At 72.1% G+C, this 22,651-nt stretch carries 16 protein-coding genes and 1 pseudogene; 1 reads left to right on the top strand and 16 read right to left on the bottom strand.

The window, feature by feature from the left end; genetic code table 11:
* Position 1 precedes the first annotated feature (1 nt).
* The 16 genes and pseudogenes from ACWD4A_RS00275 to ACWD4A_RS00200 all read right to left on the bottom strand — a co-directional run bounded on the left by ACWD4A_RS00275 (position 2) and on the right by ACWD4A_RS00200 (position 21,426).
* Positions 2-2,566 (bottom strand): AAA family ATPase, encoded by a 2,565-nt coding sequence (locus tag ACWD4A_RS00275; RefSeq protein ID WP_451187332.1) that lies wholly within the window; start codon positions 2,564-2,566, stop codon positions 2-4.
* On the bottom strand, positions 2,563-3,954 hold the full coding sequence (locus ACWD4A_RS00270) for a hypothetical protein (protein WP_451187329.1): 1,392 nt from the start codon (positions 3,952-3,954) through the stop codon (positions 2,563-2,565). The genes ACWD4A_RS00275 and ACWD4A_RS00270 overlap by 4 nt, the downstream gene beginning before the upstream one ends.
* A complete protein-coding gene (locus tag ACWD4A_RS00265; RefSeq protein ID WP_451187326.1) occupies positions 3,944-4,636 on the bottom strand; it encodes a 4Fe-4S single cluster domain-containing protein in 693 nt (230 codons plus the stop codon). Before ACWD4A_RS00265 ends, ACWD4A_RS00270 begins: the two co-directional genes overlap by 11 nt.
* Positions 4,633-6,207, bottom strand: a complete 1,575-nt coding sequence (locus ACWD4A_RS00260; RefSeq protein ID WP_451187323.1) for a vWA domain-containing protein — start codon at positions 6,205-6,207, stop codon at positions 4,633-4,635. Before ACWD4A_RS00260 ends, ACWD4A_RS00265 begins: the two co-directional genes overlap by 4 nt.
* Complete coding sequence (locus ACWD4A_RS00255) at positions 6,204-7,586, bottom strand: hypothetical protein (protein WP_451187320.1); 1,383 nt, start codon at positions 7,584-7,586, stop codon at positions 6,204-6,206. The genes ACWD4A_RS00260 and ACWD4A_RS00255 overlap by 4 nt, the downstream gene beginning before the upstream one ends.
* On the bottom strand, positions 7,583-10,195 hold the full coding sequence (locus ACWD4A_RS00250; protein ID WP_451187317.1) for a hypothetical protein: 2,613 nt from the start codon (positions 10,193-10,195) through the stop codon (positions 7,583-7,585). The genes ACWD4A_RS00255 and ACWD4A_RS00250 overlap by 4 nt, the downstream gene beginning before the upstream one ends.
* Complete coding sequence (locus ACWD4A_RS00245) at positions 10,192-11,343, bottom strand: hypothetical protein (RefSeq protein ID WP_451187314.1); 1,152 nt, start codon at positions 11,341-11,343, stop codon at positions 10,192-10,194. The genes ACWD4A_RS00250 and ACWD4A_RS00245 overlap by 4 nt, the downstream gene beginning before the upstream one ends.
* 27 nt (positions 11,344-11,370) lie before the next feature.
* Positions 11,371-13,224: a hypothetical protein gene (locus tag ACWD4A_RS00240; protein ID WP_451187311.1), complete on the bottom strand. Its 1,854-nt coding sequence runs from the start codon at positions 13,222-13,224 to the stop codon at positions 11,371-11,373.
* Positions 13,225-13,428: 204 nt separating this feature from the next.
* Positions 13,429-14,505, bottom strand: coding sequence for a hypothetical protein (locus ACWD4A_RS00235; protein WP_451187308.1), 1,077 nt, complete (start codon positions 14,503-14,505; stop codon positions 13,429-13,431).
* Positions 14,506-14,545: 40 nt separating this feature from the next.
* Positions 14,546-15,229 (bottom strand): RES family NAD+ phosphorylase, encoded by a 684-nt coding sequence (locus ACWD4A_RS00230; RefSeq protein ID WP_451187305.1) that lies wholly within the window; start codon positions 15,227-15,229, stop codon positions 14,546-14,548.
* Positions 15,229-15,909 carry a hypothetical protein gene (locus ACWD4A_RS00225; protein WP_451187302.1) on the bottom strand — a complete coding sequence of 227 codons (681 nt, stop codon included), beginning with the start codon at positions 15,907-15,909 and terminating at the stop codon, positions 15,229-15,231. The genes ACWD4A_RS00230 and ACWD4A_RS00225 overlap by 1 nt, the downstream gene beginning before the upstream one ends.
* Entirely contained in the window at positions 15,906-19,316 is a 3,411-nt protein-coding gene (locus ACWD4A_RS00220) for a CHAT domain-containing protein (protein WP_451187299.1), read from the bottom strand. The genes ACWD4A_RS00225 and ACWD4A_RS00220 overlap by 4 nt, the downstream gene beginning before the upstream one ends.
* A 9-nt stretch (positions 19,317-19,325) precedes the next feature.
* The gene (locus ACWD4A_RS00215) at positions 19,326-19,868 is read right to left on the bottom strand and encodes a hypothetical protein (protein WP_451187296.1); all 543 of its coding nucleotides are present in this window, start codon (positions 19,866-19,868) and stop codon (positions 19,326-19,328) included.
* Between the two features lie 228 nt (positions 19,869-20,096).
* Positions 20,097-20,225, bottom strand: a pseudogene (locus ACWD4A_RS00210) (IS5-like element IS4811 family transposase); the annotation flags it as partial.
* A gap of 348 nt (positions 20,226-20,573) precedes the next feature.
* The gene (locus ACWD4A_RS00205; RefSeq protein ID WP_451187293.1) at positions 20,574-21,272 is read right to left on the bottom strand and encodes a CBS domain-containing protein; all 699 of its coding nucleotides are present in this window, start codon (positions 21,270-21,272) and stop codon (positions 20,574-20,576) included.
* A gap of 10 nt (positions 21,273-21,282) precedes the next feature.
* Positions 21,283-21,426: a hypothetical protein gene (locus ACWD4A_RS00200; RefSeq protein WP_451187290.1), complete on the bottom strand. Its 144-nt coding sequence runs from the start codon at positions 21,424-21,426 to the stop codon at positions 21,283-21,285.
* A gap of 195 nt (positions 21,427-21,621) precedes the next feature.
* Here ACWD4A_RS00200 and ACWD4A_RS00195 point away from each other — a divergent pair, with 195 nt between their 5' ends.
* On the top strand, positions 21,622-22,617 hold the full coding sequence (locus tag ACWD4A_RS00195) for an Acg family FMN-binding oxidoreductase (RefSeq protein WP_451187287.1): 996 nt from the start codon (positions 21,622-21,624) through the stop codon (positions 22,615-22,617).
* The last annotated feature ends 34 nt before the right edge of the window (positions 22,618-22,651 follow it).

Here is a 22,651-nt window from a genome sequence, read left to right as displayed (position 1 = left end):
GTCAGCCGGCGTCCGGGGCGGGGACGTCGTCGGGCACGTGCTCCGAGGGCGGCGCCGCGCCCCCGGCACCCCCACGGACGTAACGCTCCGCCATCCTCGCCTCCATGAGTTCCAGCAGTATGCGGACCGTGCGGGCGTTGCCGAACTCGGCTGGGCGGGCCCGCTGGATCGCTTCGAGCCAGGCCGCGGCCCGCTCCCTCACCCCCTCGCCCAGCGTGTCGTTCTGTTCAGCCGCCATGCGGCGAAGGATTTCGACCAACTCCTCCGTGCTGTAGTGGTCGAAGGGGACGCGGGTGGTGAAGCGGGAGGGCAGGCCCGGGTTGGTGGCGAGAAAGGCGTCTATCTCCCGGGGGTAGCCGGCGGCGATCACCACCAGGCGGCCGCGCCGGTTCTCCATCTCCTGGACCAGGGTGTCGATCGCCTCCTTCCCGTAGCCCCCGTGCCGGATATCGCTGATGAGGCTGTAGGCCTCGTCGATGAACAGCACGCCGTCCATCGCGTCTTCGAAGGCCTTGCGTACCAGTGGTGCCGTCTGCCCCTGGTACTGGCCGACCAGGGTGGCGCGTCCGGCTTCCTTCACATGCCCTTTGTGCAGCAGGCCCAGGTCGCGGAACATCCTTCCGACCAGCCGCGCCACCGTGGTCTTGCCGGTCCCCGGCGGCCCGGTGAACAGCAGATGCGGAGGGGCGAACCCGCCCTGACCCTGCGCCTGCCGCAGCCGTAGCCGGTTGGCCAGTTCCGTCAGCGTCTTCCGGACCGGCCCGAGTCCCACGTACTGGTCGAGTTCGGCCAGCAGCTCCGCGGGATCCGGCGCGGGCCGGGGGAGGTGGGTGCGGTAGCTCTCGGGGATGTCCTCGGGGGCGACCGGTTCGTTCACCTGGGTGCGCACCCGGCCGGACCACTGCTTGAAGACGTCGTCGGCGAGGGTGCGCATGTCGCGGGCGTTGCCGAAGTACTTGTCACGCGTGCGGTACATCCCGAAGACGATCTCCCGCAACCGGGCCTCGGTCTCGGACGAGGCCGTCGCGCCACGGTCGGTCAGCCGGTTCAGCGCGATGGCGTGCAGGGTGTCCGGGGGATAGTCGGGGAAATGGAGAACGGAGACCCGGCTCCGCAGGCCGTCGTTGGATTTGAGGAACTCCTCCATCTTGTCCGGGTATCCGGCGAGGATCACGACCAGCCGGCCGCGGTCGTTCTCCATACGGGCGACCAGTGCCTGAATGGCCTCGTCGCCGAACCCCTCGCGCTGGTCGCTCAGTGCGTACGCCTCGTCGATGAACAGCACGCCGTCCAGGGCATTGTCGACAGCCGTGTTGGTCAGCCCCGCCGTGTGGCCGACGTAGCGGCCCACCAGGTCCGAGATCTTCGGCTCGACGACATGGCCCCGTGTCAGCAGCCCCAGGTCGCGGTAGAGCTCGCCGACCAGCCGGGCCACCGTGGTCTTGCCGGTGCCCGGGTTTCCGCTGAACACCAGGTGCAGGGCCGGAGGTTCGGCTGTCGTGGCGCGGCCCTCGGACCGTAGCGCCTCCAACGTCTCGACCTCGGAGCGCAGTTGTCCGAAGTGCTCTCGGACCGCTTCGAGGCCGGGCATGGCCGCCAGCCGTTCCCAGGGGCCGCGGGGGTCGGACGTGGAGACGATCACGCCCTTGTCGCGCACCGCTGCCACCGTCAGCGCGGTGTCCGGAGTCGCGGCCAGCTCTTCCAGCCACGCCTTCCAGGCACGTGCCGTGTCGGGATTCGTCGCCATCGCCCTGACGATCGTGTCCAGTTCCCGCCAGTCGCCGAGCCGCAGACCGGAGCGAAGGCGCACCGTGTGGATCAGCCGCTCCGTCTCGGCCGCCTGCGGATAGTCGATCCTGGCGGTACCGGACCGTCCGGGATGCCCGGCCTGCGCGCGTACGAACGTCTCCAGGAGGGGGTAGGCGTGGCACCTCTCCACGTACCGTGTCACGTCGTCCAGGGTGGGCTGCTCGAAGACCAGCACCCACAGATTGCCGTTGCCGTGGTGCCTGGCCCAGTTGGCCATCGCACCGGCCAAAGCCCTCGGTGCCTGGTTGTAGCGCAGATAGTTCTCGGCGTGGGGGATGACGACCGCCGTCCGGGGCGCGGGCTGCTGGAGATAACCGGTCAGGGTCATCACCGCGTGGGGGTCGCTCAGCCCCGACGCCGGCGGCGGCCCCGCCGGGCTCTGTTCCTCGGCGGGCGCGCCTGCTCCGGTCACCAGGAGATTGCCCATCGGTCCGCTCATGCCCGGGGTGCGCATGGTGCGGGGGCCCGTCGGTGTGCTCCTGTGCGCGGTGGTGCTCCTGCGGCTCCGGTCGCGTGAGGCGGAGTCCCGGAAGTACACCGGATGGTCGGTCGAGCCGAACACGATCCGTTCGTAGCCCTGGGCGTGCAGCAGCCGCCACAGCACCTGCTCCAGCCTGCACACCTGGTAGGCGGTGTCGACGAAGACGTCCCTCACCCCCGGGCCGTAAAGGATGGCGAACGGCTCGCCGCTGTGCAGGACGACTCCGTCGAACCGTTCCACCACCGGCCCGGGGGCGGGGGGTGGCACCTCGTTCATGCGCCGCCCGCCACGGGACGCTCCGGCTCGGGACGCGCCGGCTTCTCGCGGTGGCGTTGGATGTCGCGCAGCTCCGGGTCCGGCGCCCCCGGCTCCGACGTGGGCGCTTCCGGTACCGGGTGGCCCTCGTCCGCCAGGGCCTGGCCGATCGCCGCGGCCCGCTCCTGGAGCTGCGCCTCAGCGGTGATGTCGTGGTCGTACGACAGCACCCGGACCACGTGCCGGCCGGAGTCCGCCTCGGCCGACGAGATGTCCAGGACGATCTCGTTGCCGTTCTCATGGACGAGCTTGGCGTAGTAGGTGCCCCGGGGGTCCGCGTCCTGGTACTCGCCGTCGACGAATTCGTAGTAGGCGGTCCGGCCGAGTGCCTGCACCACGGCGTCCGCCAGGTTCACCCGGGTCTGTGAGGCCAGATGCCGCAGACACGCCCGCCCCACGGTGTCACCGAGCACACCTTCCAGCCGGGACGCCTCCTGCTCCCGTAGACGGCGCAGTTCGTCGGTGCCGGTCCGGTCGTCACGCGCGCAGGCCAGCCCGTGCGCGGTCTCCTCCCGCAGCCGGTCGAGTTCGCCCTGCGACCAGAAGCCGACGTCCACCGTGCAGCCGTCCACCGGTACCCCGTCAGGGCCGAGCACCGGCTGGATCAGGCTGCCCTCGATCTCGTTCTCCACGGTGACCAGGGCGTCGATCGCCGCCATCTGGGCTGTACAGCGCTCCAGTTCCTGCTGCTCCGTCTCCGTGCGCAGCTCGCTCAGCGAGTGGTATGTCTCCTGGGCCACCGCGAGTGCCGCGTCGAACCTGCCCTGTGCCGCGTTCTGCTCCGCCGTCGCCAGCCGGCCTGACAGCCGGTCCAGCTCGCCGGGTACGTACCGCTCGTGCAGTCCGGCCTCGTCGATCGCCGCCGTCATCGCCCGAGCGTCGGACATCCATGCCTGCACCAGCTGCCCGGCCTGTGCCCGGTCCTTGTCGATGGTGTCGATCCGCGCGGACACGCGGGCCATTTCGGCGCGACGCTCGGCGCGTTCGGAGGCGATCGCCTGACGCGTCTGTTCCTGCTGTTCGGCCAGCCTCTGCCGGGTCTCCTCCCGGATCTGCCCGGCGCCGGCGGCCAGTTCTCCGCGCAGATCAGTGGCCTGCCGGCGCAGCCGCCGCGCGGTGTCCTGCTCCAACTTGCGTGTCTGGTCGCTCAGTTTGCGGACCAGTGCGTCGTGTCGTTGCTGCCTGAGATCGACCCGGGCGAAGGTACGGTCGAGGTCGGCCCTCGTCTGTCGGCGCACTGCGTCGATCAGTTGGGGGACCTCGCGTTGCACCATCCCCAGCTCCTGGGCCTGGCGCTGGATGCGGTACCACTCGGACTCTTCGACCTGGATGGACTTCCTACCGCTCATCGCGTTCCTGTTCTCCGGCGGCCGTACGTACGGCCTGACTGGTGTGGCGGACGGGTGTGGACGCACGGGCGCGGACCGTGTCGACCGCGCTGTCGAAGGCGTCGACCAGCCCCTTCGGAGGCACCCCGATGAGCAGTGCCTCCGGGCCGATGACGGCGATCTCGGCGGTTCGCGGCCGGTCCGTGAAGTCGTAGCCGCCGTCGACGTGCCGTCCGGTGAGGTGATGGACCCGCTGGTTGGAGCTGCCGCGCAGCCCGCGCCCGTCGTCGAGCGCGGTCACGTACAGCCCGTCGATCAACACGTCGACCTCGCCCAGGAGGTCGGGAACGCCGGGGGAGGGCGGCCGGGTCCGCAGCCGCTCCAGCCGGTAGCCGGTGAAACAGATCACGGACACATCCCGTATCTCCCGGGCCAGTCGGGCCACTTCGGCCAGCCCGGCCGCCTGCGCCATCGGCTCACCCCCCGAGAAGGTCAGCCCGTCCACCCGGGGGTCGTCGAGCAACTCCTCGGCCAGCTCCCGGGGACCGGCGCGGCGGGCGGGTCGGAAGGGGATCCAGTCCGTGGCCATGCACCCGGCGCAGTGGAAGGGGCAGCCCTGGACCCACAGCGCGGACCGCACGCCGGGTCCGAGGGCCTCGGTGCCGACCCTGGTGGCCGCCACGTTCAGGGCGGTGCCGGTCATCGCGGCAGCCCCTCGGCCGGTGCGGGTGCCGGTTCCGGCACATGGGTGAAGGACACCCCGCCGACCACGACCCTGCCTCCGGGCCGGCATGTGGCCCGGCTCTCCCGGGCGGTGGAACCGTCGGGTGTGTACCGGATCCGCAGGTCGACCTGCGGCCCCTGCTCGGTGGATCGGAGTCTGCCCTGCACCCGCCCGCGCCCGCCCACCGATGGCGACGGCCGCAGCACCACCCGGCGGCCGTCCAGCCTGACCCGGACCGGCAGTTGCTCACCGAAGGCCGGTGCCAGCAGCAACTCACCCTGCAGCGGTGGCTGGTTGACACGTCGCCACCACAGCCATGTGCCCAGCCCCAGCAGCACGAGGGCGGTCACCAGCGCGGGCAGGAAGACCACCGACCCCACCGTGGCCCGCAGCGGCACCGCCTGCTGCCCGACACGTATGGCACGCGGTATGTCCAGCTTGACGTCCCCCGCGAGCGGCCGCTCCCACGACGAGCGGACCCGGCCCGCCAGGAGCAGCGTCGCATCGCGGTGCTCGGTCCGCCGGTACGGCAGTACGCCGGCCGTCAGCCGCCCACGCAGCCCTACCTCGAAGGTCCGGGACGCACCCGGTTGCAGGGTCACCTCGTCCGGCAGCCCGCTGACGTCGAGGGACGGATCGGCGAGGCTCGCCCGCAGCCCGTCGACGGTCAGTGGCAGACGACGGGTCGTGGAGCGCAGGGTGAGCTTCGCGGTCGCCCGGCCGTCGGTGACGTCGGTCGCGACGCCACCCTGCCAGGCGGCGCTCACCCCCTGGCCGGCGTCCTTCGCCAGCAGCAGCCCGGCTTTGCGGGCCCGGACACCGTCGCCCGCCCGCGCCAGGTAGGAGCCCAGGTCCTGGATGCTCTGCGGCTGCAGCACGGAGGTGTTCTGCACGACGTTCCCGAGCAGTTGCGCGCCCGTCGCCCCGCTGCCCAACGGCAGGGCGTATCCCGCGAGGTCGGTGCGTTCGGCGATCCCCTGCGCACGCTGCCGCAGTGCGGTCCAGGGGCCTCCGCTGTCGGTGGGGTAGCGGGAACCGCGGGGAGGGTGATGCTCACCGTCGGTGAGCAGTACGACCGAGGCCGCCGAGGAGGCGCCGTCGCGATCGAGCTCGGTCAGTGCGGCGTTCAGCGCGGCGCCGATGTCGGTGTCACCCTCGGGATTGGGCGCAGTCGGCAGCGCCGAGACGATCGTCTCGGCGCTGCCGGCCGGGCCGATGTACCGCGCCTCGGGCCGGGAGTCGAAGGTGAACAGTGCGACATGGTCCTTGGACGTGAGGCCGTCCAGGAACTGGCGCAGCGTGGAACGGACGGTGCTGTAGCGGCTGTCCTCCGCCATGGAACCGGAGGTGTCCACGAGGATCGCGTAGTCCGCGGGCTCCTGGTCCAGCCCGAGTTCCTGATAGATCTCGGCACGGCTCGGAGCCCCGCCGCCGGCTTCGGGTGCCGCGTGCGCCACCACGACCGGCGAGGCCGCCAGCAGCGTGGCCGCGAGTACGGCGGCGCATCTCCAGCCGAACCGGAGCGGCCACGACGGGCTGATGTGCTTCACGAAGGCACTCCCTTGGGATCGGTCCTGAGATCGGTCGGCAGGTCGCCGAGCGGGAACTCCGCGGGCGCTCCCGGGCCGAGAGGTTGCAGCACCAACCGGGCCGTCCCGTCCACGGCGAGGCGTACGCCCACATGGAAACGGTCGTCCTCGGTGCCACCCGGCAGCGTCAGGGTGCGGACCGGCGCGCTCATGCCCCGCTCCGGATCGCGCACCCGCACCTGCACCGGCCGCCCGACGGCTGCTCCCGCGGGTCCGGTCCGGACACGCAGCCGTTGCCCGGCCCGCTGCGCGTAGACCGTTTCGCCACCGGGCTCCAGGTGTCCGGCCCCGCTGATGACCAGCTCCTGGTCCTCAAGCCGTCCCGCGACCGTCTGCTGGGCGCCCACGCACACGGCGTACGGATAGCGGTCCGCCGGGTCGATGCGGCCCGCGGCGACGAGTGCGGCGCCGAAGACCGCGGCGAGCGAGGGATCGGTGCCGGCGGGCAGCGGAGCGAGGCGCCATCCGCCGCCGGCCGGATGGCGCACCAGTGGCGCGAACCGGGCGGCGCCGCCGACGGCGACCAGATACCGGTCGGGGTCGTCGCCGTGGCCGCTGCCAGGGGGTGCTGTACCGCAGGAAGAGCTGTTGCCCAGTGCCTCGGACAGCGCCAGGTCCAGGCCGGCCGTCAGCCGCCGCAGGGCCGAGCGGACCGTGCCCGCGGTGATGTCGCGTCCCGCCACGCGGTGGACGACGGTGGCGTCCCAGCGCTCGGGGCGGCCTTCGGCCCGTTCGAGGGCAAGGTCCAGGCGCTGCGCGGCGCCGTCCTCGGCCCGTGCGGCGGCGAGCGCCCGCCGTCCCGCCTCGTCGGCGGCCAGGCCGGCCTCCGCCAGGAGGGCCGCGTCCAGGCGGGCGCCGTAGCCGTCCGCGGGAGCGTGCCGCGCGGTTCCCGCCACGGCCACCGCGCCGGCCGTCACCACGCACACCGACACCTCGGCCGCCGCCGCACCGAGGTCGCACACCACATACCGCCCCCGCGTCGCCGTTCCCGCGTCCCGGAGCAGCGCCAGCACCGCCTGAGGAGTGCTCAGGGTGCGCAGCTGCGGCCCCCGGCCGTCGCCGTGCAACTCGGTCAGGGCGGCGGTCGCACGGCGTGCGTGTTCCAGGCGGCCGCTCTGCGGTACGACCGCCACCACGCGGTCGGGGGTGCCGTGCTGCCCGCGGTACGCGGAGTACACCGCACACAGCGCGCCCTCGTGACCGGATCCCGCATCGCCCGGTACGGGCAGGCCCTCACCGGGGACCGCCCCCGGCAACTCGACCGGTTCCGGGGCCCCTTGACCGCCGATGCGGGCGATCCTGGCGTACCGGCTGCCGATGTCGATCCCGATGCCGTTCACGGGTTCCTCCGCTTCCGGCGCCAGGGGGGAAGCCACCACCGCTTGCCCTTCGCCGGGTAATCGGCGGCCGTGGGAAGAGGGCCAGGGCGGTCGGCGCCGGAGTGGGCCGGTGGTACCTGCGAGGGTGCGGACGGGGCCGGCGGCTGCATCCACGCCGGCTGCCCGGGGGGCCGGTGGGGATCGGGTGCGGCGGCGCCCAGTTCATCGAGGAGCATGCGGTGGCGGTTCAGCTGCTCAATGTTGAGATGGACCAGTCCATCGCGTACCTCCCGGTACCGCGGATCGCTGCCGAGGATCCTGCACAGCGCGAGTCCGAGTCTGTCCGCCTGTCTGTCCAGTTCGGTTATGAGCTCGAAGGCGAACGGGGGACCGTAGCGGCCCATGAGCGCGGCGATTTCGTCCAGCAGTTGGGTGGAGATGGTGCGGTGGGGGCATGCCTCGGCCACGATCCGGGCGAGCTCGCCGATCGGGGCCCGGTCGGCGTCAGCCACCCGTAGCTGCCTCACCGGGCGCAGCCATGTCAGCCCGTCGCGGTTGACCAGCCCGTCCACGACGTTCTCGGGCAGGTCGAGGTCGAGCCAGCCGGAGTGGGCCGCCAGGGTGAGCCGCCGGACCAGGCCGGCCCGCACCGTCAGGTCGATGCTGGGTCGCTGCCGCAGCCAGAGGGTGAGCACCGTCCAGGAGGCGCTGTCGGGGTCCGGCTTGTCGCCGAGCAGTGCCTCGACCACCCGGTCCTTCAGCTCGGGATCGCTCTCGGTGCGCCGGACGACCACGGCGGCGTAGGCGTCGAGGCCGGGGTCGTCGGCGCGGAGCCGCCGCAGTCGCGGCATGGCCGGGGTGAGCTGCGGACCGGCCCCGCCGAGCGGGGCGGACGCCCGCAGCAGGTCCGCGTCGGCGGCCGTCTCCGGCGGCACCTCCGGTGCCCCGGGGGGTGCCACGGCGTCCAGTACGGGCAGCACCTCGTGGTGCCTGCCGCTGTGCACCAGATGCCTCAGGACGGCCCACATCGGGCCGATCACCTCCGGCCGGCCGTGGTCCCGTGCCGTCTCCAGGGCGATCCGCCACGCGTCCGGGTGCCCGGCCGTGAACTCGGCGGCGTCGGTCGCGGCGACCTCGGCCGTATCGAACTCACCGGTGAGCAGCCCGGCGAAGCGCAGCCAGCCCGGCCTGCGGTCGACACCGGTCTCCGCGGCGAGGGCCACCATGCGGGACAGTGGCCCCAGGTCACGGGGCAGGGCTTGGAGCAGTACCTTCAGCCAGGTCAGTCCGGCTTCCCGGGAATCGATCAGGACGCGGTCGACCGATTCGGAGCTGTGCCCGAACTCCTTCTCCACCATGTAGGCGAGGGAGCCGACCCAGGCCGGGTCGTACCCCGGTGTGCAGGCAAGGAGAGTGAACAGCCGGTCGAACGAGCCGGCGTCCGCCCCCTCCAGTCCGCGCAGCAGGGTCAGGTGTTCCTTGGCCAGTGCGAGTGTCCGCCTCGACGCCGGACCGGCGACGACATGGGCGGCGAGCAGTTCCGGGACCTGCGGCGTCCAGTGCCGCGCCAGCAGGGCCTGTGCCGTCCCGCCGTCGGGACGCCGGGCACACTCGGCCAGGAAGGCCACCACAGTCCCGAGCTGCCGGTCGTCCAGCGATTCCACCGCGTGCAGTTCCAGCAGCCGTTGTACGTCGTCCAGTCGGCCGCGACCGTGCAGGATGTCGTTCAGCACCGAGTCCAGCAGGTCCAGCTCCCGCAGCACGCGCACCGCTTGGGCGGCGTCGCGCTGGGGGAGGGCGGTGGTGGCCGCCAGCAGATGGGCCATCACATCGGCGGTCGACCCCAGCTTCGCCCGCAGCCTCAGCAGCTCGGTGAGATAGCGGCCGGCCGTCTCGCCCCGCGGGGCCGGCGGACGGCCGGTGCCCAGCGGCGCCTCCTGCTGCCCGGTCCGCGCGGAGGCGGCGAAGACCAGCCGCAGATCGTGTTCGGACTTGCCGGTCCAAGTGGCGCCACTCAGCCAGGACCGGCATCCGTACGGCAGCAGCGAGCAGACGGCGTCCAGCGTCCGCACCCGCTCGTCGAGGCCGGGCAGCGTGCCGCCGGGCGGCGCGGTGATCACCAACTGGCGGCCGTCCAGCAGCAGGGCTGCCATTCCGGCGGCCCACTCGAATCCCAACCGGTCCACAGTGACCGCCAGTTCGGCGGCCGAAGTGCGCGCCGTCGCCAAGGCCGCGTCGAGGGTCGGCGCGGACTCGGCCGGGGAGACGGCCCGGTCCAGCACAGTCCAGGTCACCCCTGCACGGCTGGCCTCCTGCCACTCGAAGAGCAGCAGCCGCCAGGTGTAACTCGGCCTGCCGGTACCGTCCTTGGACCCGTCCCAGCTGGTGTCCACGACCGCGCACACCGAACGGGTCTCCCTGTCCGCGCCGCTGAGGAACACCCGCCAGGGCAGGTCGCCCGCCGGGTCGCGGGCGTCCGGGGTGCCGGTGGTGGCGCTCCACAGGTAGCGCTGGGCGCGGGTTCCCGGCAGGCTGCCGTCCAGTACCTCGTATCCCATGCTGTGGCCCGGATGCTTGCCGAGGACTGCCCACTCGGCGGTCGGCTCGTCGGGGCTGTGGTCCTCGCTCACTTCGGCCGCCGGCGGCGCGCGGCCGAGCGGATCCGGTGCTCCAGATCGGTCAGCGGCTCCAGGACGTTGATGGGCACGGGCGAGGTGCAGATCCGGGCGTCGCCTTCGACGATCTCGACGTTGTGATAGTTGCGGTAGTCGAAGACGTGCTGCGGATTGAGGCGGAAACCGATCGCCGAAGAGACGTAGTAGGAGATGTGGTTCGGGTGGAAGAACGTGCCCAGCCCGTCCCGTACGAGCCGGGCGGAGGAACCCCGGAACTCGTCGCACATCCACTGGAAGTAGCGGGTGGCGTGCTCGGCGGGCACGCGGGGCAGCTGGGATCCCACGGAGTCCTGTGTCACCCAGCCGGCCTCCACCGCGGGGCGGAACACGTCGGGGTGGTCGAACTTGGTGACACAGACGGAGACATGGTGCGGCAGACGGTTGCGTCGGAGCATGCCCGCGTCCCGCACCCGGGTGTTGAGTTCGTTGAGCATCGAGTAGAAGAAGTCGAGGCTCCTCGTGGCGGGCTTGCCGTCGAGCAAAGGGTCGAAGAGGTAGATCAGACCCTGGGAGCGGGCCAGTTGGTCGAGGACCCTGGGCCGCAGGGCGTGCTCGTCGTCCCTGCCGTACACCTCGCCCGCCACGTCCTGGACCTCCAGCACGAAGCTGACCTTCCGCCGTCTGCGGAACTTTCCGGGCGGCCGGCCTTCCCCCTGGAAGGACCAGGAGAGGGGCTGCACGCCCACGCTGGCGTCCGGGAAGATCCGGTCGCTCGCCAGCCGGGCCACACCGCGGGCGAGGAAATCGTTGGACTCCGGGTTCATCCCGCTGACCGCCCAGCCGGCGCGGCCGTATCTGCTCTGCTGCATCGCGGCGATGGGCACCGCCGCCAGATAGGTCGTCTTGCCGGAGTGCGGAGCGCCCCACAGTCCGATCCGGACCCGGTCCGACGGAGTGGCCGGTGCGCCGTTCGGGGGCTGGGGGATCCGCGTCGGCGGGAGGTTTCCGTCCATTCCGGCAGACGCGGGCTGCGGCGCCCAGGGTACGGAGCCGCCCTCCCCCTCCGGCTCCTCCGGCGGGCGGTCGGGCACCGGGTTCAGGTGCGGCGGAGGTTCGCTCGGGCGCGGCGGAATCTCGTTGGGGTCGTAGTACAGATCGGACATGGAGCTTCTCCTCGTGCTGACGGTGGTTCAGAGCAGTGGAGTCGCCAGGGCGAGACGGCAGGGCGGACCGTCCCACCGCCACTCGGGGGCCAGGGCTTCGGCCACGTCGGCCGCTGTGTCGACGTCCTGGCGGAAGGAACCGACGGCGGAGAGGGTGTTCCACGTGTCGGCGGTGTAACGCTGTACGGCGCTTGCCTCCTTACCGGAGCAGGGCCGGCTTCTTCCCAGCCGGGTCCGCACCCGGACGCCGCGGGCTCGCAGGGCTTCGAACTCGGTCCGCCAGTCGGCGCCGAGCGGACATCCAGGCACCACGCCGTGCTGCTCGGGCGGTCCCGGCGGGCGACGGCCGACGATCAGCAGGGCGCGCTCGGCGTGGCGGTGCCGGGTGCCGCCCGTCCTGCCCGTGGCCGAGCGGACCTTCTTGAGCGCGTCCTCCAGGGAGGAGACGGTGTCCTGCTCGCACCGAGCGGGCTGCCAGCCGGCCAGGGAGGCCTGGGCGCGCTGTGGGGGTCCGGCCGGGACGGTCAGCAGGAGCACGGACCGGGGGGTGTAGCTGGTCTCGCGGACGACGTGGTCGTAGTGGCCCACCACGCCGACGCGCAGGCCGTCGCCGGAGCCGTACCGGCGGGCCAGGGCGGCGATGACGTCCCGGACGAACGCCAGCCGCTCGGCGGTCTCCTCCGGTTCGGCGCCGCTCATCTCGACGGTGAAGAAGACGTCCAGGGCGGGCGGCCGGATGATGCGCCGGGGAAGGCGCTTGACCAGGGCGCCGATCTCCGGGCGCTCCTGCGGAATACCGTTCGCAGCCCGGCCATGGGGCGTTCCGCCCGCCGGCTGGAGCAGCGTCACCTCCCCGGGGCCGCGCAGGACGAAGGACAGCCGCACCGGGGCGAAGGCCGTCAGCGCCGTCTGCCGCGCGGACAGCACCACCGCTTCGGCATCGTCCGCGGCCGCGGACGCCAGCACGGGCAGGATCACCGGGGTGCGATCGATCGGCCCGCCGTACACGGTGATCTCGGCCCTGGCGGTCTCGCCGTGCCCGAGCCGGGATCCGGCCGGGAAGAGTACGTGGGGGTGTGCGTGCACGGCGCCGGTCCCCTGGTCGACGCGGGCGAGCAGCAGCGTGTGATCGGCCAGCAGGGGTGCGGTGCGCAGCGCGCCGCGTACCACGTCCTCCGTGTCCGTCCCGCGGGCGGTGCCCGGGTGATCGACGGACTCGCCCGGCGCGACGGGGTCGGCCGGAGCCGGGCGGAGCTCGGCCCGCAGGGCGTACATGGTCCGTAGCAGCACCGCGGCCCGGTCCAGCAGGAGCCAGCTCGCCATGCGGTCGACCAGCACGATCGTGTCCGCGCAGGAGGGCGGAACGTGTCCGCGCAGCCACCGGGTCACCGCGGTGTCGAACTCCCTGCGGCCTACCATCGGCAAGGTGCCGATTCCGCCCGCGAGTTGGAACCGGCGTATGTCCCCGCGGGGATCGAACAGCGGAGCGACATGACCCCACTCCGCGCTTCCGGCGTCGGCCTGCCGCGGTATCCCGCACCGGTCCACGACGGCCTTGATCAGGCTGACGCGCTCGGAAGTGAACTCGATGAACAGCACCGTCTCCATACGGCCGTCGACCAGGTCCGCGAGGGTCTGCTCCCACTGCGTGGAGTCGTGTGACGGCGGGTCTGGAGGCGGAGCGGGCCGTTTCGCCGGATTGAGTTCGCCGGGCCCCGCGGGGCCGCCTCGCAGCGCGGCCGCCTGCCCCCCGCCGTCGTCGCCCGCACTTGACAGTGCCGCTGCCCGCAGGTCCCAGGCGCGCTCGGCGGCCTGCAGTACGGCTTCCGCGGACTCCCGGTCGCTGTCGGTCGGTTCTCCCAGGACCGGGGCACTCCACATCTGCCAGCCACAGCCCGGGCAGTGAGGTCCGTCCTCATCGGGAGTTCCGCACACCGGACACGCACGATCATTTCCCCCGACCAATGATCCCTACCTCTCCGATCGCGGGGTTCAGCCGACCTTTGAAGCATGTAAGTGTCCGATGGCTCTCCTCGGGGCGAAGCGACGTGAAAGCGGGTGGCCGGAACGGCCCGGTGATTCCAGTCAACAGGACCGTCCGGTCGTGGACTGGTCGCGAGCCGGGCGGATCCTGGTGGGCAGCCGCTCCAGCAGCGCGGCGGCGGCCGGAGTCCGGACGACGAAGTGGAGGTCCCACCGCGCACCGCGAGCCAGCTCCGCCTCCACGGCGGCCCACACGGCGGCCAGGCTGACCTCGTACGGCAGGCCGCCGCGCCCCGAGCCGAGCAGCGGGAAACACACCGAGCGCAGTGGCGGCGTGAAGTGGTCATGCTCCTCCGAGAGGACCGCGAGGACACGGGACGCCGCCCGGGTGACATCGGCGGGGAGCACCTCGTAGTCGTTGGTACCGGCCCACGGCACAGCGACGGCCGCGTGGTAGATCCGGCGTATCCCCTGGCTCACAAGGGCACCGGATTCGGTCGGGGCCACGGTGCCGGGCAGTACCGGGCGGCCCGAAGTGCCCTGCGAGGACACCCATTTGCGCAGGCCGTCGTGGACCGGGTCGTCGAGCATATCGCCGGTCACCCCGCGCACCGCGCCCGCCCGGCGCAGCGAGGCCGAGACGGAGGACTTGTACGGCTCGGGCAGCCCGAAGTACGTATTGCTCGGCGAGACCACCACGTCCACGTCCCGCAGCAGGTCGACCGGGTGGACGTGCAACGTCAGACGGACGCGGCGTCCGGCCGCCCGGACGTCCACGTGCCGGTGCGAGGACCCGTTCCAGGCCTGTGCGGCGCCGTCGCCCGCCAGCTCCACGATCTGGTCGGCGACCTGCCCGAGGACCACGAGCTCCTGGTGCTTACGGAAACGCTCCACGCTGACCCCGTAGACCAGGGCCGCCCGGCTGCGCCGTGACGAGGGCGGCCAGTCCCGGGTGCCCTGCGCCAGACCGAGGGTGTACTCGGCGGCCGTCCGCAGCGTGTCCGTGTCGATCCGCGTCACGGCGAGCCGCAGCAGTTCCTCGACCGAGCCGTCCCGGGTGCGGGCGGCGGCCGCCTGCCGCAGGGCGGGCAGCGCGAGGTCGCGCAGCCTGACGAGCCCGGCTCGCCGAACCTGCTTGAGCTCCGCGACAGTTGACCCATGGTCCAGTAACGGTGCCATGCAGTCACGATGACACCGCTCGGCAAGCTGCCACAAGCGATCAGACAGCACCGGCGATACGGTCGGGGCGGGGCGCCACGACCGCAGCGCGCAGCGGGGCGAGCAGTTGGTTCGTCTCCGCCACACCGGCCGGGGAGCCCATGTCCGGGATGCCGTTTCCCGGCACCACGGCGAGTGGCTCACCCGCACACCGGTCGTGGAAGAGGACCGAAGCGAGGTGCGGCCGGTTGCGCCGGGACTGCCAGATCAGGCCCATGGCCTCGGGTGTCTGGGCCCGGATCTCACTGGCCCAGCGACGGGTCTTGGCGTAGCGCTCACCCTCCGCTTCGAGCAGCCACGAGTCCTGGCAGACGGCGGCCAGGTCCGCCTCGGTGACCAGCGAGACCAGGATCAGTTCGCAGCAGGTGCGCAGCGGCGTCAGGGACTTTCCCCGGACCGCGGCGTACGGGACGAGTCGCATCCCGGTCCCCGGGTCGAACTCGAGGGAGCGCAGGAGGGTTTCGGCGAGCGCGGTGGCCGGGGTGTCGGCGAGATACAGGTACTGGTACGGGTCCGACTCGGTGCCGTCGAAGCGGTTGCCGCCGAAATGGGTGTCCGCCGGAATCGGGTTGAACTGCTCGCCCGGTCGCTTCGCCTTGTGTATCCGCCACAGCAGTGAACCAGCGGGCAGCAGACGGCTGTTGGGGCGCATCGCGAACGCGGACGGGGGAAGGGTGCCGGTCATCAGTCCCCCTCCACGAGTGCCGTGGCCGCGCCGACCAATTGCTCGTCGGGGACTTCCCCGAGCAGCGCGGCGGGCTTCCCGCCGAGCTGGACGTTGCCGCTCAGCCACCAGTCGGCGGCCCCCCAGGGGTCGATGTCGGCGAGGAGGATGCGGTTGACGCGCAGCACGACGGGGATCGGCCCGCCGGCCGCACCCGCGAACTGGAAGGCCGGGTAACGGTCGCCGCGTTCCACGTCGTCGAGGCGGATCAGTTCCGGCGGCGCTTCGCCGAGGCCTGCTGAATGGCAACGAGTGTGCGCGACAGGGAAGTTCAGTGCGGGCTCCGCCAGCAGCCGGGCCTGCACCGCGCGGATGATCGCCGCCGTCCCGGGGGCGGTCGGCGGCTCCGAGAGTCGCCCGAGGAGGGCTCGCGCATCGGCCACTACGGCCGTGTCGAGCGCGTGCCCCGCGAGCCGTACGGAGGAGTCCAGCGCCACACGCACCGGATGGTCCAGCGGCAGCGGAACCAGGGCGCGCTTGACGCCCTGCAGGGCCCGGCGCACCGCCTTGGGGTCGGTCTCCGCCGTCCCGGCGAGCGCCCCCAGGCGCGCGAGAAGCAGCGCGTACTGCTCCCCGTCGAGGGCCTCGCGGATGCTGTCCCGATGTTCGCCGACAAGGCCGAGCAGCCGTTCCGGGGTCATACGGCCCCCTCCTCGGACGCGGTCGGCGCCGCCGCTCCCGTCGACTGCCCTGGACCTGGATGCCCCTGGTGGATGAACGCCGCCCAGACCGGCAGGCGTTCGAGCTCCGGACGCCGGATCTCGCGCAGCAGCTCGCCCGTCAGCGAGCCCGGATTCTCGCGATCCGGGTCGAGCATCCACAGCTGCGCGGACCTGAGCGCGTCCGCCGGCCCCTGCCCCTCGACGGTCAGGTAGTGGTGGAACACCGCCATCATCAGCGCCGAGGCCCCGTCCTGAGCGGTCCACCGTGATCCCACCACGTTACGTGCCCCACTTGAGACGAAGGCCGTCGTCAGGGTCAGAGCCTCGTCGTGGTCACGGGTGCTGAGGTCGGTCTCGCAGGCACTCAGGACCACCAACGGGCCTTGAGTGCTGGACTGTTCGTGCCACCGCCGGTCGAGGAGCCGGCTCACGGTCAGCATGCCCAGGTCGGGCTCGGCCCCGGGGCCGCCCTCCTCGGCCGGCAGTACGTCGGTGCCGTCAGGAAAGGCGAGATGCAGCGCCGACACCGTCGGACGCACCCCCGCGGAGCCGTGCGAGGCCACATGCAACAGCGAGGGGGACTCGGCGAGAAGCGCGAGGACCTCGTCGGGCGTGCCGGCCGCCACCGGCTCCACGGGCGGCTCGTAGAACTCGCCGTACATCCGTGCCTGCGGGTAGAAGGCCTCGTAGAGCGCCGTGGCCTCCCGCTCGGCGTGGGTCAGCTCCTGCCGGGGATCGGCGATCAGGACCGCGGCACCGGCCGCGTCGCGCCGGGCGCGCCGCACCGTCTGCAGCAGTTGGCCGCCGGACGCCGCGTAACTGATGACGACGCTCTGGCAGACGTAGTCGTGGGGCGCCGCCGCGGGCAGGCGGGCCGCGTGCCAGGGGACGACGCCCAGCCGCCCGCACGGCACCAGGACGATCCTGAGCGGGCCCGGACGGCGCTCACCGCCGGGCGAAGTGGCTGCCAGCCGCTCCTCGACCACTTGGAGAACATCTTCGAGCCCGGCGCGGTACGCCCAGTCGCACAGCTCCGACAGGGCCTCCTCCCAGGCCTGTTCGGCGGCCGGATCGCCGGGGTGGCGGGAGCGTTCGGCGGCCGCGTCCAGGTAGCGCTCAAGAGGCGCGCTCCCGGTGCCGGACAGCAGCGGAAGGCCGCCGATGCCGACACCGAAGCCGGCCCCCACGACGATCCCTGTGCCGGGTGCGTCACCTTCGCCGGGCAGCAGATACACCAGCGCATCCGCTCCGCCATCGGCGACACCGTCCGCAAGCTCATTCAGCGTGGGCGTGGTGAGCAGGCCGTGCTGCCGGTAGCCGAGCGCCTCCAGGGCGCGGCGGCGCACAGTGCTGGGCAGCTCCCCGGGAAGCCCGTCGGGTTCTCGGGGGTCGGCCGCGCTGGACTCCCGCCATGCTTCGGCAAGTTCCTGCTGCCCGCGCGCGTCGAGGAGTTCGGGCACGGTACGCGACGTGGACGCGGCGTGCAGCACGAGGGCGCGGCCCAGCTCAAGGGCCGCCACCGCCTCCTCCGCCTGGTTCTGCGACGCGGCCCAGGTGGCCGCCAGGATGCTGCGCGCGGCGCCGACGCGAGCCGTCAACAGGCCGTGCTCGGAGCCGAGTTGGAGGACTACGTCAGCTGCGAGCGTGTTCAGTGCCGCTTTCGCGGTGGCCATGGCGGAGGCCTGATCCGCCGGGTCCTGCGTGTGGGTCCAGCGGGCCCGGTATGCCTCTGCCAGCATCCACTGGGCCCTGGCGGCGAACCGGGGCCCTCGGCCCTGCCGTATGTCGTCGCAGACCAGTCTCAGTTCGGCGATCAGAAGGTCGAGATCCGGGAGGTCGCGGGTGAGGGTGTACCGGACCATCAGGGACTGCGCGGAGTCCCACCGCTGACTTGTCGAAGCGTCAGGCGGCGCGACGGTGGCATGCTGCAGCACTGTCGGGTCGCCGGTGACCCGGGCTCGTACGGCATCGGGCCCGGTGGGATGCAGGGAGAGGAACTGCCGGATGTATTCGGGTGCGTGTGCTGCGGCCGCCAGGCTCTGTTCGTGGTAGGCGGCGCCGCGCAACCGCATGTCATTGTCGTTCGTGAGGTTGCCGAGCGAGAGGCAGGCCTGGGCCAGGGCCAGCAGGATCTGGAAGCGGAGACCGTTGTCCGGCGGGGTGTCCGCCTCGAGCGTCTCGAGCTCGCCGAGGAGGGCGCGCACCGTCGCCGCGTCCTCCGCCTTCCAGGCCGCGTCGATCCGGCTCATCAGGGGGTAGACGCGGACCGCGACCGCGAATTCAGCGGTTACCGGAGTCGTGGAGGCCGCTGCGAACGACTGCATCTTGTCGGCCAGCGCCGTCACGTACTCGTGACCGAGGGACTGGTCCTGGAGGTTGCCGCCGACCTCCTGTCCCCCCTGCAGCAGCATGCCGATGAGGTTCTCGACGGAGACGCTCGCCTCATGGCCGGGCGGCAACTGTTCGTGTGCGGCGCGTAGCCGTCGCAAAGCCCGGTTGATGGCCTCCGGGTCGCTGCTTCGCAAGGCTGCGAGCGCGTCGAGCGCCGAGGGCATCATGGCGTCCATGGCGACGATATCGGGGTCGTTGTCGGCCGCGGCCGACGTGCGGTCTCGGCCTTGCTGTGGGCCGGAGCGGTCCGGAGGGGCATCCGGCTCCGGACCCGCGGGGTCTTCCGTGCTCGCGGCAGGCTTGGGTCCGGCGGCGGTCGACAACATGTCCGTCAGCAGCCGCATCTGGTCCGCATGAGGAAAGCCTTCGGGTAACGAGTCGACGAACTGGCGCAGGGCGCCGGGTCCGTCGGGCCCTGAGAGAGCGGCGAACATGGTGCTCATCCGCTGCAGATGGACACGCAGTTCCGGCGCCAGCGGCAACTCCAGAGCCTCGGCCAGGAGCGTCGGAATCTCGGCCGCGACGGCCGCCATCTCCTCGGGTTTCTGGTGCGCGCCCCAGTCGAGCATGGTGGAGAAGCCGGCCTGATCGACCCCACCCCCTGCCAGTGGTACAGGCACGATCAGGCCCAGCAGGGACAGCGCGGCCCACCGCCGGTCCTCCGCATCCGTCGCCGCCCCGGTTGCGGTCCGGGGATCCCGGGCATCCCGCAGCAGCCGCCCGGCGCGCTCCCGGTCCTGCGGCACGCCGCCTCTGGCGAGGTGACGCATCGTGAGGACGATGCCGAGCTGAACCGTCACCGTGGCACGCAGTTCCGCGTCGTGCTCCAGCAACCGCATCAGCTCTTCGAGTTCGGCTATCGAGCTGTCGTACACATTCGGGTCGGCGGCTGGGGAGCCCGGCGGGTACAGCCGCAGCGCCCGCTTCGTGGCGGCCATCGCCCAGGTGCGCAGCGCCCGGACGCCCCCGCTCTCCTCGATCTCCGCGTCGGTCACATGTCCCCCTCAACCTTCCGAGCGTCTGTCCACTGCTCCCAGTTCTTCCCGCATCTCCCGCCGCAATGCGCGCAGCCGTTCCCACAGCGCGTCGATGTCGGCCTTCGCGGCGGCCGGCGAGTCGCCGGGGCGCGGTATCCCGTCGCCGAGGCGCCGCAGCCTGCCGTACAGCGCGCCCAGGCCGTGGCTGACCTCGCCCGCGATGCCGAGGACTCGCTCCGGCAAGCGCAGCTGGGCCTCCGCGTGAACCTTCCGATGCAGACTGCGGGCCTCGGCGAGCCGGTGCTGTACCTGTCCCTGGTCCTCGGTGCCGCCGAGCGCGTGGAACTGGTCGGTGAGGGTGGCCAGGTACTGGCGTGCGGCCGTGTTGAGCGCGATGCAGGTCGAGCGCTGCGCCTCGGCCTCGCTGCGCCGTGCACACAGCCGTTCCGCCCGCTCCTGTTTGCGCTGTCCGCTCCGGTCCGCGGCGCGCTGGGTCAGCAGGGCGGACAGCGGCGTGCCGACGACTCCGATGAGTGCGACCACCGCGGCGGTCGCACTACCGACGTCCATGCTGCCCCGCTCCCCGCGTCCGGCTGTTTCCCTTCACCCTGCCAGCGAAGCAGCACGGTCCGCGCAGGGTGAAGCCCTGTCCCGAAGGACGCCCAGTTCACAACCGGCATGCGCCCAAAGCCGCGGCAATCAGTGCGGAGGGGGCGTGTCGGTTCTTGCCGGTCTGGGTGGGCGGTTCGTGAGTCTATGAGTGGATGGCGCCGTGAGTGGTCTTGGGCCGGTTGACGGTCTTGAGGATGAGGCGGAGCCGGCCCAGAACAGGGTGATCTCGGGGTGGGCGAGGCGGAGGCGGAAGTCGCGGGCGGCGTGCGCGTCGTGGACGCTGGCCGGGGTGACCATCGTCATCACCAGCAGACCGGAACGTACGCAGGCGTAAGATGCGGCGTTTCGACCGGGCATCCTGAGAACCGGTCACACCAGCCCTTCGGCCAGCGACTTCAAGTTGGCGGAGGCTCACTGCTCTCCTTGCGGGTCCGGCGGTTCCTTTGCGTCAACGGATGCTGCGGGCGGCGGATGGTCGCCGAGCAGGTGCCGGGGCTGACCCGGCGTCATGGCCGGGCGGCCGGGCGTCTGCGCTCGGCGATGACGACGATCGGTCCGGCCCCGGCCGGCCGGGGCCGGGGCCCGGCTCGCCCAGCGCTTGGGCATCGCCGTAAGCCGGACGGAGCGGCTTCGTGCCAGCGCTGATCGTCCGCCAGCCGGGTGTCAGAACTGCGGGCCTACGACCGGAGGTTCCGGAATCCTGGGCTTGGGCTTGGGAGTGGGGGTGGCGAGCTGGAGATCGACGCTCACGACGCCGTCCACCGCGCGCACGAGCCGCATCACGAGGGGCAGCACTGTCGAGTCGTCCAGCGAGCCGGACAAGGTGACGACGCCTTCCGCCACCTGGACCTCGATGGCCGGCCGCCTGTTGCGGAAGAGCCGTGCGACGATCTCCTCGCGTACTTCCCGGGCGATGTCCTCGTCGTCACGGAGGTAGACCTTGAGCAGGTCCGCACGGCTGACGATGCCGGTCAGCTTCCCTTCCCCGTCCACCACGGGGAGCCGTTTGACCCGCTTGCGGGCCATCGTACGGGCGGCCTCCGCCACGCTCGCGCAGGCGTGGACGGTGACCGCGGGCGTGTTCATCAGGTCCTCGGCCGTCTTCGCGCCTGCCTTCGCCAGGTCGTCGATCGCGCGGAGCTGTTCCCAGCGCGACGGGTCGCGCCCCTTGAACTCCTCCTTCGGCAGCAGATCGGCCTCGGAGACGACCCCGATGACACGGCCTTCACCCTCCAGCACCGGCACCGCGCTGACCTTCCACTGGGCGAGTACCTTGGCGATCTCCTTGTACGGGGCGGTACGGCTCACCGCCACGACCGTCTGCGTCATGACGTCGCTCACCGTGCGCCGGGTGCTGCTCATCTCAGACTCCTCACTGGCTGGACGGCTCCGGCCGCGTGCCTCGGGCTGGGGAGGCCGGGAAACCGCTGCCCGTGTCGTCCGTGTCGTCCGTGTCGTCACGCGTGTACGTGAGGTGCTGGTGGGCGCCGACGACCCCGTCCACCGGGCGGTTCACTGCCCGACGGTCACGGCGCACGGTGCCGGGGCCGATTCCAGGGCCGATTCCAGCGTGACATCCACCGGCGTCAGCGGAATGAGCCGGTCGGCCCGGTCCGGAGGCCACTCGGCCCTCCCCGTGACAGGCGGGGAGGGAGCGACCATGGAAGAGGACCCTGGCTGGGCCCCGCCGCCTCCGGGAGGGAGATTTCCGGTGACCGTCTCACCACTGCTGGACAACGCACGCGTGGCGGAACTGGTACGTGACGCGACCGCCGCCCCGTCCATGCACAACGCGCAGCCCTGGCGCTTCCGGTACACGCGCGGAATCCGTACATTCCGGCTGTACGCGGACTTCGGGCGAACCCTGCCGCACTCCGATCCCGACGCCCGCGCCCTGCACCTGGGCTGCGGCGCCGCCCTGTTCAACCTCCGCGTCGCCGTCGCGCACATCGGCTGCCACCCGCACATCGCGCTTCTGCCGGACCCCGACGACGCGTCGCTGCTCGCGACCGTACGGCTCACGGAACCCGTCGCCGACGACGCCGGCCTGGCCCTGCTCCACCCGGCGGTCCACCAGCGGCACACCAGCCGCTACCCGTTCGCGGCGACGGAGATCCCCGACGACATCCGGACCGCCTTGGGCGACGCGGCCCGGCGCGAGGGGGCAGCCCTGGCCTTCCCTTCCTCCTGGCACCTGCGCTGGATCGAGGAGCTCGCCGAGGAGGCCGAGGCCCGCGAGCTCACCGACAACGGCAGCGAGGAGGATCTCGCTCGCTGGACGCGTATCGGGGCCGCCGAGGCCGACACGGCCACCGACGGCGTCCCGGACTATGCCTTCGGGCCGCGGAAACACGGCGGCAGGGCGCCCATGCGCGACTTCTCCGGCGGCAGACCGACGGCCGACTTCGGATCGGCCCGGTTCGAGAAGGACCCCCACCTGGCCCTGCTGACCACGGAGGGCGACCGGCCCCGGGACTGGCTCACCGCGGGCCAGGCGATGGAGCGCGTCCTGCTCGTGGCCACCCTGGACGGACTGGTCACCTCGTTCTCCACCCAGGCCCTCGAATGGCCCGACCTGCGCCGGCCCCTGCGCGACCCGTCCACCGGAACGGGCCACGTACAGATGATGCTGCGCCTCGGGTACGGCCCGAAGGGCCCCCGCGTACCACGCAGGCCCGTACGGGACGTCCTGGTCACGGAGGACTGACCACGACGCTCGGGAGGCGGTCGGCGTCACCTCA

The sequence above is a fragment of the Streptomyces sp. NPDC002537 genome, assembly GCF_053594975.1.
The sequence above is the reverse complement of the archived record's forward strand: the minus strand, read 5'-3'. Positions and strand labels throughout refer to the sequence as shown.

Bases quoted from the DNA above. Each gene is read 5' to 3' on its own strand.
- ACWD4A_RS00225 (WP_451187302.1), bottom strand. From the start codon at position 15,909: ATGACCCCGGAACGGCTGCTCGGCCTTGTCGGCGAACATCGGGACAGC.
- ACWD4A_RS00215 (WP_451187296.1), bottom strand. From the start codon at position 19,868: ATGGACGTCGGTAGTGCGACCGCCGCGGTGGTCGCACTCATCGGAGTC.
- ACWD4A_RS00245 (WP_451187314.1), bottom strand. From the start codon at position 11,343: ATGTCCGATCTGTACTACGACCCCAACGAGATTCCGCCGCGCCCGAGC.
- ACWD4A_RS00240 (WP_451187311.1), bottom strand. From the start codon at position 13,224: ATGTGGAGTGCCCCGGTCCTGGGAGAACCGACCGACAGCGACCGGGAG.
- ACWD4A_RS00270 (WP_451187329.1), bottom strand. From the start codon at position 3,954: ATGAGCGGTAGGAAGTCCATCCAGGTCGAAGAGTCCGAGTGGTACCGC.
- ACWD4A_RS00235 (WP_451187308.1), bottom strand. From the start codon at position 14,505: ATGGCACCGTTACTGGACCATGGGTCAACTGTCGCGGAGCTCAAGCAG.
- ACWD4A_RS00275 (WP_451187332.1), bottom strand. From the start codon at position 2,566: ATGAACGAGGTGCCACCCCCCGCCCCCGGGCCGGTGGTGGAACGGTTC.
- ACWD4A_RS00230 (WP_451187305.1), bottom strand. From the start codon at position 15,229: ATGACCGGCACCCTTCCCCCGTCCGCGTTCGCGATGCGCCCCAACAGC.
- ACWD4A_RS00265 (WP_451187326.1), bottom strand. From the start codon at position 4,636: ATGACCGGCACCGCCCTGAACGTGGCGGCCACCAGGGTCGGCACCGAG.
- ACWD4A_RS00205 (WP_451187293.1), bottom strand. From the start codon at position 21,272: ATGAGCAGCACCCGGCGCACGGTGAGCGACGTCATGACGCAGACGGTC.